This is a genomic window from Microbacterium sp. C7(2022), from assembly GCF_028823665.1.
In the GTDB taxonomy this organism is placed as follows: Bacteria; Actinomycetota; Actinomycetes; order Actinomycetales; family Microbacteriaceae; genus Microbacterium.
In genome coordinates, this window is the sequence record NZ_JAPEHV010000002.1 from 39,656 (window position 1) to 53,348 (window position 13,693).

The 13,693-nt window shown below is 68.3% G+C and carries 22 protein-coding genes; 4 read left to right on the forward strand and 18 right to left on the reverse strand.

Features of this window, described 5'->3' with window-relative positions; translation table 11 throughout:
* Positions 1-6 precede the first annotated feature (6 nt).
* The 4 genes from dut (at position 7) to ON062_RS02225 (ending at position 4,806) form a co-directional block, all read left to right on the forward strand.
* Positions 7-459: a dUTP diphosphatase gene (gene dut / locus ON062_RS02210; protein WP_274645505.1), complete on the forward strand. Its 453-nt coding sequence runs from the start codon at positions 7-9 to the stop codon at positions 457-459.
* Positions 456-1,055 (forward strand): DUF3710 domain-containing protein, encoded by a 600-nt coding sequence (locus ON062_RS02215; RefSeq protein WP_274645506.1) that lies wholly within the window; start codon positions 456-458, stop codon positions 1,053-1,055. The genes dut and ON062_RS02215 overlap by 4 nt, the downstream gene beginning before the upstream one ends.
* 56 nt (positions 1,056-1,111) lie before the next feature.
* Positions 1,112-1,840: a DUF3159 domain-containing protein gene (locus ON062_RS02220; RefSeq protein ID WP_274645866.1), complete on the forward strand. Its 729-nt coding sequence runs from the start codon at positions 1,112-1,114 to the stop codon at positions 1,838-1,840.
* 83 nt (positions 1,841-1,923) lie between these two features.
* A complete protein-coding gene (locus ON062_RS02225) occupies positions 1,924-4,806 on the forward strand; it encodes an aconitate hydratase (RefSeq protein WP_274645867.1) in 2,883 nt (960 codons plus the stop codon).
* A gap of 127 nt (positions 4,807-4,933) precedes the next feature.
* Here ON062_RS02225 and ON062_RS02230 read toward each other — a convergent pair whose 3' ends face one another.
* From ON062_RS02230 to ON062_RS02315, 18 genes are all read right to left on the reverse strand, one after another.
* Positions 4,934-5,578: an HIRAN domain-containing protein gene (locus tag ON062_RS02230; protein WP_274645507.1), complete on the reverse strand. Its 645-nt coding sequence runs from the start codon at positions 5,576-5,578 to the stop codon at positions 4,934-4,936.
* An 89-nt stretch (positions 5,579-5,667) separates the two neighbouring features.
* Positions 5,668-6,861, reverse strand: coding sequence for a phage major capsid protein (locus ON062_RS02235; protein WP_274645508.1), 1,194 nt, complete (start codon positions 6,859-6,861; stop codon positions 5,668-5,670).
* Between the two features lie 322 nt (positions 6,862-7,183).
* Positions 7,184-7,465 (reverse strand): HNH endonuclease, encoded by a 282-nt coding sequence (locus ON062_RS02240; RefSeq protein ID WP_274645509.1) that lies wholly within the window; start codon positions 7,463-7,465, stop codon positions 7,184-7,186.
* Positions 7,455-7,703 carry a hypothetical protein gene (locus tag ON062_RS02245; RefSeq protein ID WP_274645510.1) on the reverse strand — a complete coding sequence of 83 codons (249 nt, stop codon included), beginning with the start codon at positions 7,701-7,703 and terminating at the stop codon, positions 7,455-7,457. Before ON062_RS02245 ends, ON062_RS02240 begins: the two co-directional genes overlap by 11 nt.
* The gene (locus tag ON062_RS02250) at positions 7,700-8,068 is read right to left on the reverse strand and encodes a hypothetical protein (protein ID WP_274645511.1); all 369 of its coding nucleotides are present in this window, start codon (positions 8,066-8,068) and stop codon (positions 7,700-7,702) included. The genes ON062_RS02245 and ON062_RS02250 overlap by 4 nt, the downstream gene beginning before the upstream one ends.
* Positions 8,055-8,300: a hypothetical protein gene (locus tag ON062_RS02255; protein WP_274645512.1), complete on the reverse strand. Its 246-nt coding sequence runs from the start codon at positions 8,298-8,300 to the stop codon at positions 8,055-8,057. Before ON062_RS02255 ends, ON062_RS02250 begins: the two co-directional genes overlap by 14 nt.
* Positions 8,293-8,640 (reverse strand): hypothetical protein, encoded by a 348-nt coding sequence (locus ON062_RS02260; RefSeq protein WP_274645513.1) that lies wholly within the window; start codon positions 8,638-8,640, stop codon positions 8,293-8,295. Before ON062_RS02260 ends, ON062_RS02255 begins: the two co-directional genes overlap by 8 nt.
* Positions 8,637-8,831 carry a hypothetical protein gene (locus ON062_RS02265; RefSeq protein ID WP_274645514.1) on the reverse strand — a complete coding sequence of 65 codons (195 nt, stop codon included), beginning with the start codon at positions 8,829-8,831 and terminating at the stop codon, positions 8,637-8,639. Before ON062_RS02265 ends, ON062_RS02260 begins: the two co-directional genes overlap by 4 nt.
* The gene (locus ON062_RS02270) at positions 8,821-8,988 is read right to left on the reverse strand and encodes a hypothetical protein (protein WP_274645515.1); all 168 of its coding nucleotides are present in this window, start codon (positions 8,986-8,988) and stop codon (positions 8,821-8,823) included. Before ON062_RS02270 ends, ON062_RS02265 begins: the two co-directional genes overlap by 11 nt.
* Positions 8,982-10,229, reverse strand: a complete 1,248-nt coding sequence (locus tag ON062_RS02275) for a DUF3631 domain-containing protein (RefSeq protein ID WP_274645516.1) — start codon at positions 10,227-10,229, stop codon at positions 8,982-8,984. Before ON062_RS02275 ends, ON062_RS02270 begins: the two co-directional genes overlap by 7 nt.
* Positions 10,226-10,432: a hypothetical protein gene (locus ON062_RS02280; RefSeq protein ID WP_274645517.1), complete on the reverse strand. Its 207-nt coding sequence runs from the start codon at positions 10,430-10,432 to the stop codon at positions 10,226-10,228. Before ON062_RS02280 ends, ON062_RS02275 begins: the two co-directional genes overlap by 4 nt.
* Complete coding sequence (locus ON062_RS02285; protein ID WP_274645518.1) at positions 10,429-10,557, reverse strand: hypothetical protein; 129 nt, start codon at positions 10,555-10,557, stop codon at positions 10,429-10,431. Before ON062_RS02285 ends, ON062_RS02280 begins: the two co-directional genes overlap by 4 nt.
* Entirely contained in the window at positions 10,554-10,817 is a 264-nt protein-coding gene (locus ON062_RS02290) for an AlpA family transcriptional regulator (RefSeq protein ID WP_274645519.1), read from the reverse strand. The genes ON062_RS02285 and ON062_RS02290 overlap by 4 nt, the downstream gene beginning before the upstream one ends.
* A gap of 159 nt (positions 10,818-10,976) precedes the next feature.
* Positions 10,977-11,423, reverse strand: a complete 447-nt coding sequence (locus tag ON062_RS02295; protein ID WP_274645520.1) for a hypothetical protein — start codon at positions 11,421-11,423, stop codon at positions 10,977-10,979.
* On the reverse strand, positions 11,420-11,656 hold the full coding sequence (locus ON062_RS02300) for a hypothetical protein (RefSeq protein ID WP_274645521.1): 237 nt from the start codon (positions 11,654-11,656) through the stop codon (positions 11,420-11,422). Before ON062_RS02300 ends, ON062_RS02295 begins: the two co-directional genes overlap by 4 nt.
* An 82-nt stretch (positions 11,657-11,738) precedes the next feature.
* Entirely contained in the window at positions 11,739-13,217 is a 1,479-nt protein-coding gene (locus ON062_RS02305; protein WP_274645522.1) for a recombinase family protein, read from the reverse strand.
* On the reverse strand, positions 13,214-13,414 hold the full coding sequence (locus ON062_RS02310) for a hypothetical protein (RefSeq protein WP_274645523.1): 201 nt from the start codon (positions 13,412-13,414) through the stop codon (positions 13,214-13,216). The genes ON062_RS02305 and ON062_RS02310 overlap by 4 nt, the downstream gene beginning before the upstream one ends.
* The gene (locus tag ON062_RS02315) at positions 13,411-13,692 is read right to left on the reverse strand and encodes a hypothetical protein (RefSeq protein ID WP_274645524.1); all 282 of its coding nucleotides are present in this window, start codon (positions 13,690-13,692) and stop codon (positions 13,411-13,413) included. The genes ON062_RS02310 and ON062_RS02315 overlap by 4 nt, the downstream gene beginning before the upstream one ends.
* Position 13,693 lies beyond the last annotated feature (1 nt).

Sequence of the window (13,693 nt, forward strand, 5' to 3'; positions counted from 1 at the left end):
CATTGGGTGACTGAAACGGTGGACGTTCCCATTATCGCCTCCGAGGCGCCCCACTATGCCCATCCCGGCGATGCGGGCGCCGATCTCGTCTCGACCGAGGCTGTCCACCTCGCCCCCGGCGAGCGGGCACTCGTCGGTACGGGTGTGCGCATTGCCCTGCCCGAGGGATTTGCTGCGTTCGTCGTGCCGCGCAGCGGGCTTGCCGCGAAGCACGGCATCACGGTGGTCAACTCCCCGGGGACGATCGATGCCGGGTACCGCGGCGAGATCAAGGTAACTCTGTTGAATACCGATGCTCGTGAGAGCTACGACGTCGAGGTGGGAGCGCGAATCGCGCAGTTGATCGTTATGCCGGTGACGCGCGCGCGATTCTTTGCCGTCGATTCACTCCCTGACAGTGTGAGAGGCGAAGGCGGCTTCGGCTCCACCGGCTACCAGAAAGAGGACACGCGAGCATGACCGATCCGAACCCCATCGACGGCGCTACGCCGGTCTTCACCGAGCTGGTCCGTTCTGAAGAGGGCCCGTTCGACGAGGCCGAGGCGAATCCCGTGCGCCCCTATATCGATCTGGGTGGAATCAAGATTCTGCCGCGCGAAGGCCTCAACCTGCGGCTCGAAGTCGAAGAGCAATCGAAGCGCATCGTTGCTGTGGGACTGGACTACGCGGATTCGACCCTTCAGGTGCAGCCGTTCGCTGCCCCGCGATCGACCGGGCTGTGGGACGAAACGCGAGACCAGATCCGCGCTCAGGTCAAACAGCAGGGCGGCCGCGTCGAAGAACGAGAAGGCCCGCTCGGGCCCGAACTGCTCGCCGAGGTGCCGGTAGCAGGGGCAGACGGCGCATCGGGCAAACGCTTGGCTCGATTCGTCGGCGTGGATGGACCGCGGTGGTTCCTGCGCGGGGTCATTGGCGGGGCGGCGACCAGCGATGTGGACGCCGCAGCCAAGGTCGAGGACCTCTTCCGCTCGATCGTCGTCGTGCGCGGGGGGTCACCGATGCCACCGCGTGATCTCATCCCGCTGCGCATGCCGGCTACCCCGGGGACCGCGTGAGCGAGCCCGCTGACTCGAATACCGGCAACGCGGAGCCAGACGCCGGGCGCACCCCAGTGCACGGTGACACGTCGGCAGCGCCGGAGCCAACGGCATCCGAAATCCTTGGCTCCGCATTGGGCGGGGCCGCGCGCAAGGCAGGCCTCGACCCGCAGGGTGACGCGGCAACGGGCCACGTTGTGTGGCGCGCGATGGGCGGTTGGCGCGGCATCCTCGAGTCGGTGCTCCCGGGCCTGCTGTTCATCGTCGCCTACACGCTGACGATTGACTCGCAGACAGGGGACGGCGACCTCTGGTTGGCGCTCGCCCTGTCAGTGGGCACGGCCGCAGTGTTCACCGTGATCCGATTGATCGCCCGACAGCCGGTTACCGCGGCGGTGGGCGGACTCGTGGCTGCGGGCGCCGCGGCCGCGTTCGCTGCATTCACCGGGGACGCGGGCAACAACTTCGTGCCGGGATTCATCACCAACGCGTTGTATGGCTCTGCACTGCTCGTATCGGCTCTTGTCGGATGGTCGCTCATCGGCTTGGCCGCCGGCGCGCTGATGGGGGAGGGCACCCAGTGGCGCGCAGACAAGAGGAAGCGCCGGGTGTACTTCTGGCTCGCGATCGCGTGGGCCGGACTGTTCGCCGCCCGACTCGCCGTGCAGCTGCCGTTGTATTTCGCGGACAACATCACTGCGCTGGGAAGTGTCAAGCTCGCGATGGGGCTGCCGTTGTTCGCACCCATGGTCGCAGTGACGTGGCTCGCCGTTCGCGCGCTCTACCCGCGCGAGGCCAAGTGATACGATTTATCTTGACATCAAGATAAATTCTCGCCCGACGATTAGGCCAGCCTCACTAGCAGTGGCCCCCGGAGCGCGGGATGATGGGAAACAGCCGCACCGCGGTACCTTTCCCGCCGCCGACGAAGGAGACAGACGTGTCCACGGTTGACAGCTTCGGTGCTAAGAGCACCCTGACGGTCGGCAGTACCGACTACGAGATCTTCCGCATCGATACGGTTCCCGGGTATGAAAAGCTCCCGTTCAGCCTCAAGGTGCTGCTGGAGAACCTGCTTCGCACCGAAGATGGCGCGAACGTGACCAAGGCGCAGATCGAGGCGCTCGGTTCGTGGGATGCCACGGCCGAACCCGACACTGAAATCCAGTTCACGCCCGCCCGCGTGGTGATGCAGGACTTCACCGGTGTGCCGTGCATCGTCGACCTCGCCACCATGCGTGAGGCAGTGACCGCACTCGGTGGCGACCCGAACCGCATCAACCCGCTCTCGCCCGCCGAAATGGTCATCGACCACTCGGTGATTGCCGACCTGTTCGGCAGTGAGAATGCACTCGAACGCAACGTCGAGATCGAGTACCAGCGCAACGGTGAGCGTTACCAGTTCCTCCGTTGGGGTCAGACGGCGTTCGATGACTTCAAGGTTGTTCCGCCCGGCACGGGCATCGTGCACCAGGTCAACATCGAGCACCTCGCGAAGGTGATCTACGACCGCAACGTCGACGGCGTGCTCCGTGCCTACCCCGACACGTGTGTGGGCACCGACTCGCACACCACAATGGTCAACGGTCTCGGCGTTCTCGGCTGGGGTGTCGGTGGAATCGAAGCAGAGGCAGCCATGCTCGGCCAGCCCGTTTCGATGCTGATTCCTCGCGTCGTGGGCTTCAAGCTCAGCGGCGAGATTCCCGCAGGCGTCACCGCGACCGACGTCGTCCTTACGATCACCGACATGCTGCGCCAGCACGGTGTGGTCGGCAAGTTCGTCGAGTTCTATGGCGAAGGTGTGGCATCCGTGCCGCTGGCGAACCGTGCCACGATCGGCAACATGAGCCCGGAATTCGGCTCGACCGCGGCGATGTTCCCGATCGACGACGTCACCCTCGACTACCTGCGCCTCACCGGTCGCGACGAGCAGGCGGTCGCCCTCGTGGAGGCCTACGCCAAGGCGCAGTCGCTGTGGCACGACGCCGACCGGGAGCTCGAGTTCAGCGAGTACATGGAGCTCGACCTGTCGACGGTCGTCCCCTCGATCGCGGGCCCGAAGCGTCCCCAGGACCGCATCCTGCTGTCGAACTCCAAGTCTCAGTTCGAGCGCGACCTGCTGAACTATGCCGACACTGACCACGACCTCGTCGACCTGACGATTTCGGAGTCTTTCCCGGCGTCCGACCCGCCCGGACTTACGCCCGAAGACGAGCACAGCAACCACGAGCACCACCACCACTCGCACGCCCCTGCGACGGTGTCCAAGCCGACCCCGGTCAAGACGGCCGCAGGCGACGCGTTCACTCTGAACCACGGCTCGGTGGCACTTGCGGCCATCACGTCCTGCACCAACACCTCGAACCCGTCGGTGATGATCGCGGCCGGTCTTGTCGCACGCAAGGCTCTGGAGAAGGGCCTCAAGTCCAAGCCGTGGGTGAAGACGACGCTCGGCCCCGGCTCAAAGGTCGTCACTGATTACTACGAGAAGTCCGGATTGGACAAGGACCTCGAAGGCCTCGGCTTCTACACCGTCGGATACGGCTGCACGATCTGCATCGGTAACTCGGGACCCCTGATCGAGGAGGTCTCCGCCGCGATTAACGAGAACGACCTGGCGGTCACGGCAGTGCTCTCGGGCAACCGGAACTTCGAAGGCCGGATCAGCCCCGACGTGAAGATGAACTATCTCGCTTCGCCGCCGCTGGTCATCGCCTACGCACTCGCCGGATCCATGAACTTCGATTTCGAGACCGATCCGCTCGGTAGCGACAGCGAGGGGAACCCGGTGTTTCTGAAGGACATCTGGCCGTCGCCGGATGAGGTTCAGGAGATCGTCGACTCGTCGATCTCGCGCGAGCAGTTCATCAAGCAGTACGCCACCGTCTTCGATGGCGACGAGCGCTGGCAGACGCTGCCTACGCCCACGGGCCCTGTCTTCGAGTGGGACGCTGACTCGACGTACGTGCGTAAGGCGCCGTACTTCGACGGCATGTCGATGGAACTCACTCCCGTTACCGACATCACCGGCGCGCGTGTGCTCGCGACGCTCGGCGATTCGGTCACGACTGACCACATCAGCCCTGCCGGCAACATCAAGGCGGGCACTCCCGCTGCGCAGTACCTCACCGAGCACGGTGTGGCGCAGAAGGACTTCAACTCGTACGGGTCGCGCCGCGGCAACCACGAAGTGATGATTCGCGGTACGTTCGCCAACATTCGCCTCAAGAACGCCATCGTCAAGGCAGTCAATGACGGCAACGTTGTCGAGGGTGGCTACACGCGCGACTTCACGCTCGAGGGCGGCCCGCAGTCGTACATCTATGACGCGAGCCAGAACTACCAGGCGCAGGGTACTCCGCTCGTCATCTTCGGTGGCAAGGAATACGGCTCGGGTTCGTCGCGCGACTGGGCCGCCAAGGGTACGAGCCTCCTGGGCGTGAAGGCTGTGATCACCGAGAGCTTCGAGCGCATCCACCGCTCCAACCTCATCGGCATGGGCGTCGTTCCGCTGCAGTTCCCGGCGGGCGAGAGCTGGGAGTCGCTCGGCCTCGATGGCACCGAAATCGTGTCGATCACCGGCCTCGAGCAGCTCAACGAGGGCGTGACGCCCAAGACGGTTCGTGTCACGGCCGCACCCAGCGAGTTCTCCGCTGAGGGCAAGCAGGTCGTCGAGTTCGACGCGGTCGTGCGCATCGACACGCCCGGTGAGGCGGACTACTACCGCAACGGTGGCATCCTGCAGTACGTGCTTCGTCAACTCGTATAGTTTCGCGTCCGCGATGCGCAGCGCCCGTCCCGACAGCTCGGGGCGGGCGCTTCCGCATGCGGCTGCGCAGATTGATCAGCCGACCCCGGAGCCGGCATGAGCAGAATGCCCAGCGGGGGGCCGGACGTCAGCTCGGGCGGGCGGCGACGAACGACCGCAGCGCGGGCACGCGCGGCACGTCGACCCAGAGCCTGATGCTGTTCTGCTGCACGGCGGCCCCGGCGACGAGGTACGCGTCGGCCTCGAGCGCGTCGAGCAGCGGGGCGAGTGCCGCTGCCTTCGAGGCGGGCACGTAGCCGACCTTGCGCCCGCGACCGTAGACAGCAATCGCCTGCGCGTCGAACTCGTTGTCAGGCTCGCGCACGAGCAGGTACTCCTGGCCGCCATACCGGGCGCGCTCGGTGTCGGTGACCCAAGCGACGGACCCCTTGATCCGCATGCGCATCGCGTCGACGCCGAGCAGGTCGACCACGGTGAGTGACGAGGGATCGATCCGCTCGACCTTCACCGCGGCATCCCGCGCGAGGTCATCGATCGCCCGGTCGACGTCTGCCATTTCGAGTCCTGCGGCCTCGCAGCGATCCCAGAGCGTCTCGGCGTCGACGCCGTAGGGGAATTCGCGCACGAGCTGCCGGGCGAGGGACTGCGAGGTCTTCCGGGGTCGTCGTTCGGCGGGCGGTTCAGGGGTTGCCTGGGATGGCTCGGTGGGCGGCGCAGCCGACCCCGCGAATATCGAACGAGCGGCATCGAGCAGGCTTCGGAAGGTCCCCACGCTCGGGAGCCTATCGGTGCTGAGCGGGAACAGCGCAGCGCCCGCCACGTGGAGTCCGTGGCGGGCGCTGCGGGATTGGGGATCGCGGATCAGCCTTCGGCGAGGTCGATCTGGATGATGCCGTTCGGCTGGAACACGGACAGGCCGAAGCGGCCTTCGACGCGGCAGAACACCTCGTTGCGGGTGAAGCCCTGCGACGCATCCCACCGGGTGCGAATGCCCGCGGTGTCGACGTCGAGCGCGACGGCGTCGAGGTCGAGCGCAGCAGCGGTCCCTGCCGGCACGCCGGTCGACGTGACCACCTGCGTGCCCCACACCTGACGCTTGGCGCGGTCGATCGGGCCGCCGAGATCGAAGCTGCCGGACGTGGCGCGCGCGGTCTCGATCGCGGCCCAGTCCAGCGGGTTCAGGATGAACGCGCCCGCCTCGTAGCCAGCCGTCTCGAGCTGGGTGAGCGCGGAGCGCAGCGTGGTCAGCCGGTCCTCGACGAACGCCTGCACCTGCACGCCCGAGATGAGGCCGGACAGCAGGCCGACGATGCCCTTACCGGCCTGCCCCTCCTGGTCGGTGCCGTCGCCGCTGAGCACGAAGCCCTCAAGCTTGCGGCCGAGGCCGAGCAGCATCTGACTTGCGATGAACGGGCCGAGCTGGTCGTAGTCCTCGAGCGAGTACTCGTCGACCGGCGCGGTGAGGTGCGCGATGACGTACAGCGACCCGTCGACCTTCTCGATGGTCGGGCCGGACAGCGGCTTCTCCTGGCCGGGCGAGACGATCGCAGCGTTGTCGTCGAAGCCGGTCTGCCGGTTGTACTGGAACTTCGGCACGCTGCGCTGCACGAGCGGCAGCAGCTCCAGGATCGACGTCGGCACGCGCGGCTGCTCGACGATCCCCGGCTGCAGCGGCACGGCGTACAGCTCGGTCGTGCCGGGCGCGAGCAGCGACTTCTTGCGGGTCGCGTCAAGCTTCGGCGCGATCTTCTGCGCAGCGGCCTTGACGGCCGGGCCGGTCAGCGCGAGGTGGCTCTTCGAGCGACCGGAGCCGTGGTTGATGACCTCGCCATTGGCGTCCTCCGAGTAGTCGTCGGGGAGCTTGAACGCGCGGTCGAACAGGGCCTGAGACTTCTCGGCGCGTTCGATCTTCGCCTTCAGGTCCTGGGCTTCGGTGGCCTTCGCCTCGAGGGTCGAGAGTTCGGCGTCGGTGACCTCGCGACCGGCTGCCTTCGCGCCGTCGACGATCTGACGCATCGACGCCTGCAGGGCGGCGAGCTGCTGCTTGAGATTCATGGGTACTCCTTCGAGAGGTGCCCGGCCACGCGGCACGGGCGGTGAATGGTTGGAGCGGCACCACAGATACGGACCAGGGACTTACCCAGAGCGGGTCTCGTCATGGTCGCGCTGGTGCGCTTTCGCTCGGACGGACGGGCTGACGCGGACTGCCCGCGAACTTGACCAGTGGCCCTCGTCCCGGGCGTCGGCTTGACCGACGGCCTTTCACTCGCCCTGGGATGACCTGACCGCTCGAACTTGACCAGTGGCCCTCGTCCTTCGACCGACCCTCCCGGGAGGCGTGCAGGCACATTAACACGACCCTCCGACACGCGCCCGATCACCAGTCCTCGGTCGTCTCGCCGAGCGCGAGCTGATGCACACTCGCACCCTTCGACCGGTTGCAGCGCAGATGCGTCGGCGCACAGTTCCGCGGGTCCAGCTCGAGGTCCGGGCGCTGCTTCCGCGGGATCTTGTGGTCCAGCTCGAACGCGCCAGGATCGCCCGCAGGCAGCGAGTAGTCGATCGCCTGCCCGCACAACCAACAGCGGGTGCCCGCAGCCGCCCACGTGCCCCGCAGCTCACGGCGCAGCGCCCGATACGCGCCAGAGTCAAGCGCCATGACGACCCTCCGTCCACTGCGCCTCGTCGTACTGCCACGCGAGCCGAGGATCGACCCACACCGCCTCGACTGCATCGCCGGACCAGTCCCGTCGCGTGACGACGAGAACCTTCTGCAGCGGGTTCCCGTCCGGGCCGAGGACCGGCTCGCCGTCACGGTCGAGGACCGGCCCCCGCTTGCCCAGCTCCCGATCCTGGTCGTCGGCGTCCTCGCGGCGCAGCGCCCACAGCCACCTCACGACACGACCCCGATCCGCTCGAGGGTCCGGCGACGAGCAGCGAGCAGCTCAAGCACGGCAGGCACGTCACCCTGCTCGAGCAGCCGCTCGACGTCGGCAAGAGCACGACGCTCATGCCGCACCGAGGACTCGGCAAGCTGCAGCAGCCGGTGGAAGTCGTCGCCACGCTCTCGCAGCGCCACGAGGCGCGCCCGCGCCGACCGCGCAGCCTGCTCGGCGTCACGCGCACGCACGTTCGCCTCGTGAGCCAGCGACCGCGCCTCGCGGAGGCGACGCTGCACGTCCAACGCGAACGCCCGCCACGGGTTCTCCCCATCGCCCCGGCGAGGACGGATGCCGTCCAGCCAGTCATCACTCGTCCGCATCGTCGACCACCTCCCCGTCCAGCTCGGCGTCGAGCAGGGCCAGCGAGAGCGCGTCCCGCCAGCTGTCGCCGTGCAGCGCCTCGAGCGCAGCCGCAGCCGTGTCGGCGAGCGCCAGGATCAGCGAGAGGTTCCCGCTCGGATGGAAGCCGCGCAGCGCTTCCAGCAACTGATCCCGGTCCTGGTCCGCGACGGCGAAGATGAGCCGCCCTGCGGTCTGCTTCACATCAGCCACGAGCAGCCTCCCCACGCGCGCGCGTGCGCGAAGGGGAGTCCCCCTCGGAGGGGGACTTCCGCTGCCGGAGACTTCGGTCTGAAGGGTCGGTTGCAGAGGCGTGAACGCCCTTACCCCCTGGGCGGGTGAGGGTGACGCGGAGGCCGCCGTTCGGGCCGCGGCCGACGCGGACCTGCCAGTGCTCGAGCGCGAGCATCGCAAGGTCAGCGATCGCGGACTGGTCAAGGCTGCTGACGAGGTAGCGGAACTCGCCGGGCCGGTCGATGCGGTGGTCCCTGGTTGAGTTGATCAGCCAGGTGGCGGGGCTGCCTTCTGCGCGCAGCAGAGTTGTCGGGGTCATGCGTTGCGGTCCTTTCGGTCGAGGTCGTCGGCGAAGTCGTGGATGGCGTCGGAGAGCGCACGAATGTCGGCGCGGGGGATGGGGAGCACGGCGACGCTGCGCGCGTGGCGCTTCGGTCCCGTGCGCTCGATCAGCCTGATGCGGACAATGCCGGTCCGGTCGTCGTAGGTGAGCTTCGTTCTAGTGGCCATCGGGCTGGTTCCTTTCGGTAGAGGATTCGGTAAGGCCGAGCGCTTCCTTGGCTCGGTTTAGGCGGGCAAGTGCTTCGGCGTCGAGGTCGGCATCTGGCGAGCGGTGCTTGCGTCGTCGAGCGAGCGCACGCTCGACGCGGACCTGCCGATTCACCACGGTTCTTCCTCCGGCAGGGCGAGGACCGGTTCGGCCGCTTCGACCGGTCCGGCCGGTTCAGATGAGAGGGCGATGCCGAGCTGTCGCCACACCCGCTCAAACGACGAGCGCGCGTACCCGCGCGCCTTCGCGCTATCGCGGGTAGCTCGCACTTTCGCGCTCTGAGTGAGCATCCGCCCCATCCGCTGCGCAGTGAGCTGACGGCCATACGACGAGCCGTCGCCCCAGTACTCCGGGTTCAGAGCGATCAGCCGGCCGATCAGCGTCGGCGTCGCGACGAACACCTCGTGCTCGCCCCACACCGAGTGCAGGTCGCGCAGCAGCACGACCGCAGGCGGGAGCTTCATCAGACCTTCCTCGCGTTCCATAGCAATGTCCTCCAGATCACGGTTGATGAGGGACTCGACCGTTGACGGCCAGCGACCGCCCGCGACAGCCGCGACACGGGCGAGCGGATGCCACTTCTCCTTCACGCGGCCGACACACCCGGCCGGGAGCGGAGGCCGGACGGTGCGCACGTCGTCCCGGAACCGATCGAGCGCCTCGGCGAGCGACTCGCCAATCTCGACGGCAGTCGGCTCGATTTCCTCCCAGTCGGAGGACTCGACGGTCCCGAAGAGGTCCGGCATCAGTAGGACCCTGATGCAGCGCGAGCGGGTATCGTCCGGCAGCGCCGGAGCGTTGCCCGCCATCGCGACAGGCGAGTAGGTCGTCATCTCGGCAACGTCCCATTCCCCGCCACGGCCCGGAACGAGGACCGGGCGCGTCGCGCCACGCTTGTACCCGCTGTTGAGGATCGCGATCAGGTCCTCGACGCCCGGCTTCTTGGGATCGAGGGACCGGTCAACCTCATCGATCAAGATCGTCCGCATCTCGCGGTCGAGCATCCGTGCGAGCAGCGCGGGCGACGAGATGGAGGCGGCCTGGATCGGACGAACGCACAGCCGCTGCAGATGCTCGAGCACGGTCGTCTTGCCGGAGCCAGGCATTGCCGAGTCGAGCACGAGGCGAGGAGTCGTGTAGGTCTCCATCGCGACGTGCGTATGAGCCGCCCACAGCGCGAGCAGATCGAGGTCCAGCTCGTCGGCGACGCTGATGTAGGTGCCGAGCCAACCGCGGACGGTTTCCAGCACACCCCCCAGATACGAACCGGCCGAACCGGTCGAAGCGGCCGAACCGGTCTGCAGCACCCCCTCTACCGAACCGGCCGAACCGGTCAGACCGGCCGAACCGGCCGTCACGAGCGGGCCTCCGCGAAGAACGCGTCGAGCGCGCGGCTGGCGCGCCTCTGCTCGCGGCTCGGCGGTGTCCAGCTCGCCCCGGACTGGTACGGGTGCGCGTAGACGTGGTTGCGCAGCGGGTCGAGGGCGATCGCGGCCGGGATGCCCGCCGAGTCGACCTCGCCGACGTGCTCGCGCGCGGCGTGCTCCTGACCGGCGCTCAACGCCCCGCTCCCGACGTCGTAGCGGCGCGGAGGATCGTAACGACCTGATCGACCTGCGCGGCCGTCAGCGGGGGAGCAGCGGACACGACACGCTCGGCGTAGGCCTCGAGCGTGGCGGCGTTCACTCGTCACCGCCAGCCGCGATGCGCTCGGTGACCTCGAGCGGACGGCGGATCGTGCGCTCGACGACGGGCGCGGGGCCGAGCGGCACCGGGCGGATGCTCTCGAGGTCGACGCGGACGAGGCGCGGGCCGATGCGCTCGGCGTAAATCTCGCCGCGGGCGATCATGCGGCGGATGGTGTCGCGGCTGACGCCGAGAGCGGCGGCTGCCTGATTCATCGTCGCCCAGCCGGCGAGGCTGCGCGGGGGAGTGCTCGTAGACACGGAAACCCTCCTGGGGCCGGGATACGGCTTTCGCCGTCCTCCCGGTCAGGAGGGTTCTAGGTGGACCGCGTCTACGGTCGGGAAGTTCCCTTGTGGAACTCGGTGACTACGTTAGCGCATGCTGCGCGCGGGCGGGCGCGACGCGCGCAGCATGGCAGGTCAGTGCTGCGCGACGTGAGCGCGCAGCACTTCCAGATCGGGCAGGTAGATCGTCGTTCGGCCTGCGAGCGCGACGCGATCGAGGACCTCGAACAGCTCCGCGTCGTGCGGAAACTGGACCGTGACATTGCAGCCACGGCAGTGGAACTCGTAGCCGCTGCGCTTCACCGCCCGGCCCACAGCGACCGCAGCGCCGAGGCGGTGCACCAGCTCCGTGGCGTCCGCGTCAGGCACGTAGACGTCGTCGGAGCGCGCAGCAGCGCCGTTGACGTAGTCGCGGCTGTCGGAGCCGACGCCCTCCCACACGCGAACGCCGTTCGGGTGACGAAACTTCCAGGCCTCCAGCGCGCGGTGAGCGACGGCCAGTCGAGCGCGGATGACGTCGCCCGCGCGGCGGCGGTGGCCAGCGCAGCGGATGGTGAGGTCGTAGCCGAGCAGGTCGGTCACGGCCGCGCGTCCTGCTCGTCCGCGCGGGCGCGCAGCCAGGCCGGGAACGCCTCGTAGAGCGCGGCGAGAGCGCGCAGCTCGTCGGCAGTGACGTCACGGTCGACCTCGAGCACGAGCGTCGCGGCGTGACGGCCGTCCGGCCAGTCGACGGTCAGCAGTTCCGCGCCCGGCGCGAACGAGTGACGCTCGACAACCTCGTTGTCGGCAGCAGGAGTGGATGCGAGAATTCCCATGATCGGGGTCCTTCCGGTCGTGGCCCTCGTCGCTCTTCCCAGCGGCGAGGGCATCTTCGTGACGGCGGGTGCCGTCAAGCTTTCAGGAGTCCTCCGACACCGGTCGGTGCCAGTCGAACTCGATGGTTTCAGTGACGCGCTCCGACCACGCCTCGAGCTTCTCGACGTTGCGCTCCGACGGCCGACGGCCGGGAGGCATCCGATGCACGCGGACCGTGCACAGCGCGTTGATGACCACGCCTCGAGCGTGAGGATCGACGATAGCTCGCCACGAGGCTGCCGGGTCCGCGGAACCGAGGATGCCCCCGAGCGCGGTCGCCGAGCCGACCCGTGCGAGCTGAGCCTCGACCTCGCGCAGCTTCGCCTCGGCGCGGTCCGTCGCGACCTTCACCTGGCGAGCATTCAGCAGCCCGTCGGCGAGGTCGGCCGCGAAGCCGTCAATGCGGGCGCGCAGCGCAGTCGCCTCGTCGCGGAGCGCGCGCACGTCGTCGCGATCCTCGGCCGCGAACGCGTCCGCGATACGCGGGTCGAGCAGCCGCTTGCTGATCACCGCCTCGACGGTCTGGTCGATGTAGTCGGCGCGGCGGCTGACGTGCGACCCGTTCGGGCAGACGTAGACCCGGTAGTGGGCTGCGCCCGGCTTCGGGTTCTTCACGCCCGCGTAGCCAGTCTTGAGCGGCGTCCCGCAGATGCCGCAGACGTAGCAGCCCGCGCCCATGTAGCGGCGAGCGTTCCCGCGCTGCCCGAACCGTTCACGGCGCGCCGGGTCGGAGAGGATCGCACCGACGGCCCGGTAGATGTCCTCGGTGACGAGCGGCTCCCAGTCGCCCGGCCCGACGTATTCGCGCGAGCGGCCTCCGCTCGGCTGTGCCCGCAGCATCCAGCGCTCCGCGATGTACCGCGGATTCGTGAGCAGGTCGCGCACGCCCGAGCGGCTCCACGGCTTGCCGCGGGTATTCGTGACGCCGTTGTCGCCGAGCCAGCGCGTCAACGTATGCAGCCCTTCCCCGGCCGCGAAGCGCGAGAACAGCTCCCGGACCACGCGCGCCTCATCCTCGAGCACGGTCCCGTCCTTCGCGTAGCCGAACGCGCGGCCCGCGGGCATCTTGCCCAGCTCGGCGCGCTGCTGGTTCGCGGCACGCTGACGGGCACCCTTCCGCTCGACCTCGCCGCGAGCGACACTCGCGAGGATGCGACCGACGAGCCGCCCGGCATCCGTCGTCAGATCGACGTCGCCGGACACGGTCGCGATCTTGACGCCGGTCCGCTCGCTGAGCGCGATCAGGTCCTCCAGCTCGCTGAGCTTCCGCGTGAGCCGGTCGATGTGCCAGGCGACGATGACGTCGATGCTCCCAGCCTCGGCAGCGGCGACCATCGCCTCGAACTTCGGGCGACGACCGGCCGTGGCACTGGTGTCGTTCTCGATCCAGACGCGCGCCGGGTCGACGTCCCAGCCGCGACCCTGGGCAAGCTCGATGCACGCGGAGCGCTGCCGGTCGACGCCGAGGCCTTCGCCGGTCTTGTCCTTGCTGATCCGCGCGTAGATCGCCGCCCGCGTCATGCTGCGACCTCGGCATTGAACTCGGCGAGCGCGGCGCGGAACGTCGCCAGGTCCGCGGCGAGCGCTTCGCCGCGCAGCCGGTCTGCACGCGGCGAGCGGTCGGCGGGGACGGTCGAGTTTGTCGCGATCAGGTCCGCGGCGTTGACGCCGGAGGCGAGCACAAGCGCAGCGGAGAGCAGGCGGTCGCGCGGAGTCACGCTGCAGCCTCGATGCCGAGGATGAGCAGCGCCCGCTCGCACGCCCGGCGCAGGTCGCCTCCGAAGCGAGCGGACGACTCGAGCGCGCCGGTCGAGTCGAACTCGTGAACGATGACCTCGCCGTCGAGGATGACGATGCGCGCCGACCGGTTTTCGGCGCGGCGCTTCGAGAACCAGTGCTCGTCGCCGTAGGAGCCGCGGTCGAACTGGCGCGACCAGTCGAAGCCGAGGATCGCGTCGAAGAAGTCGACGACCTCGTCGGTGCTGAGATTCTGCATG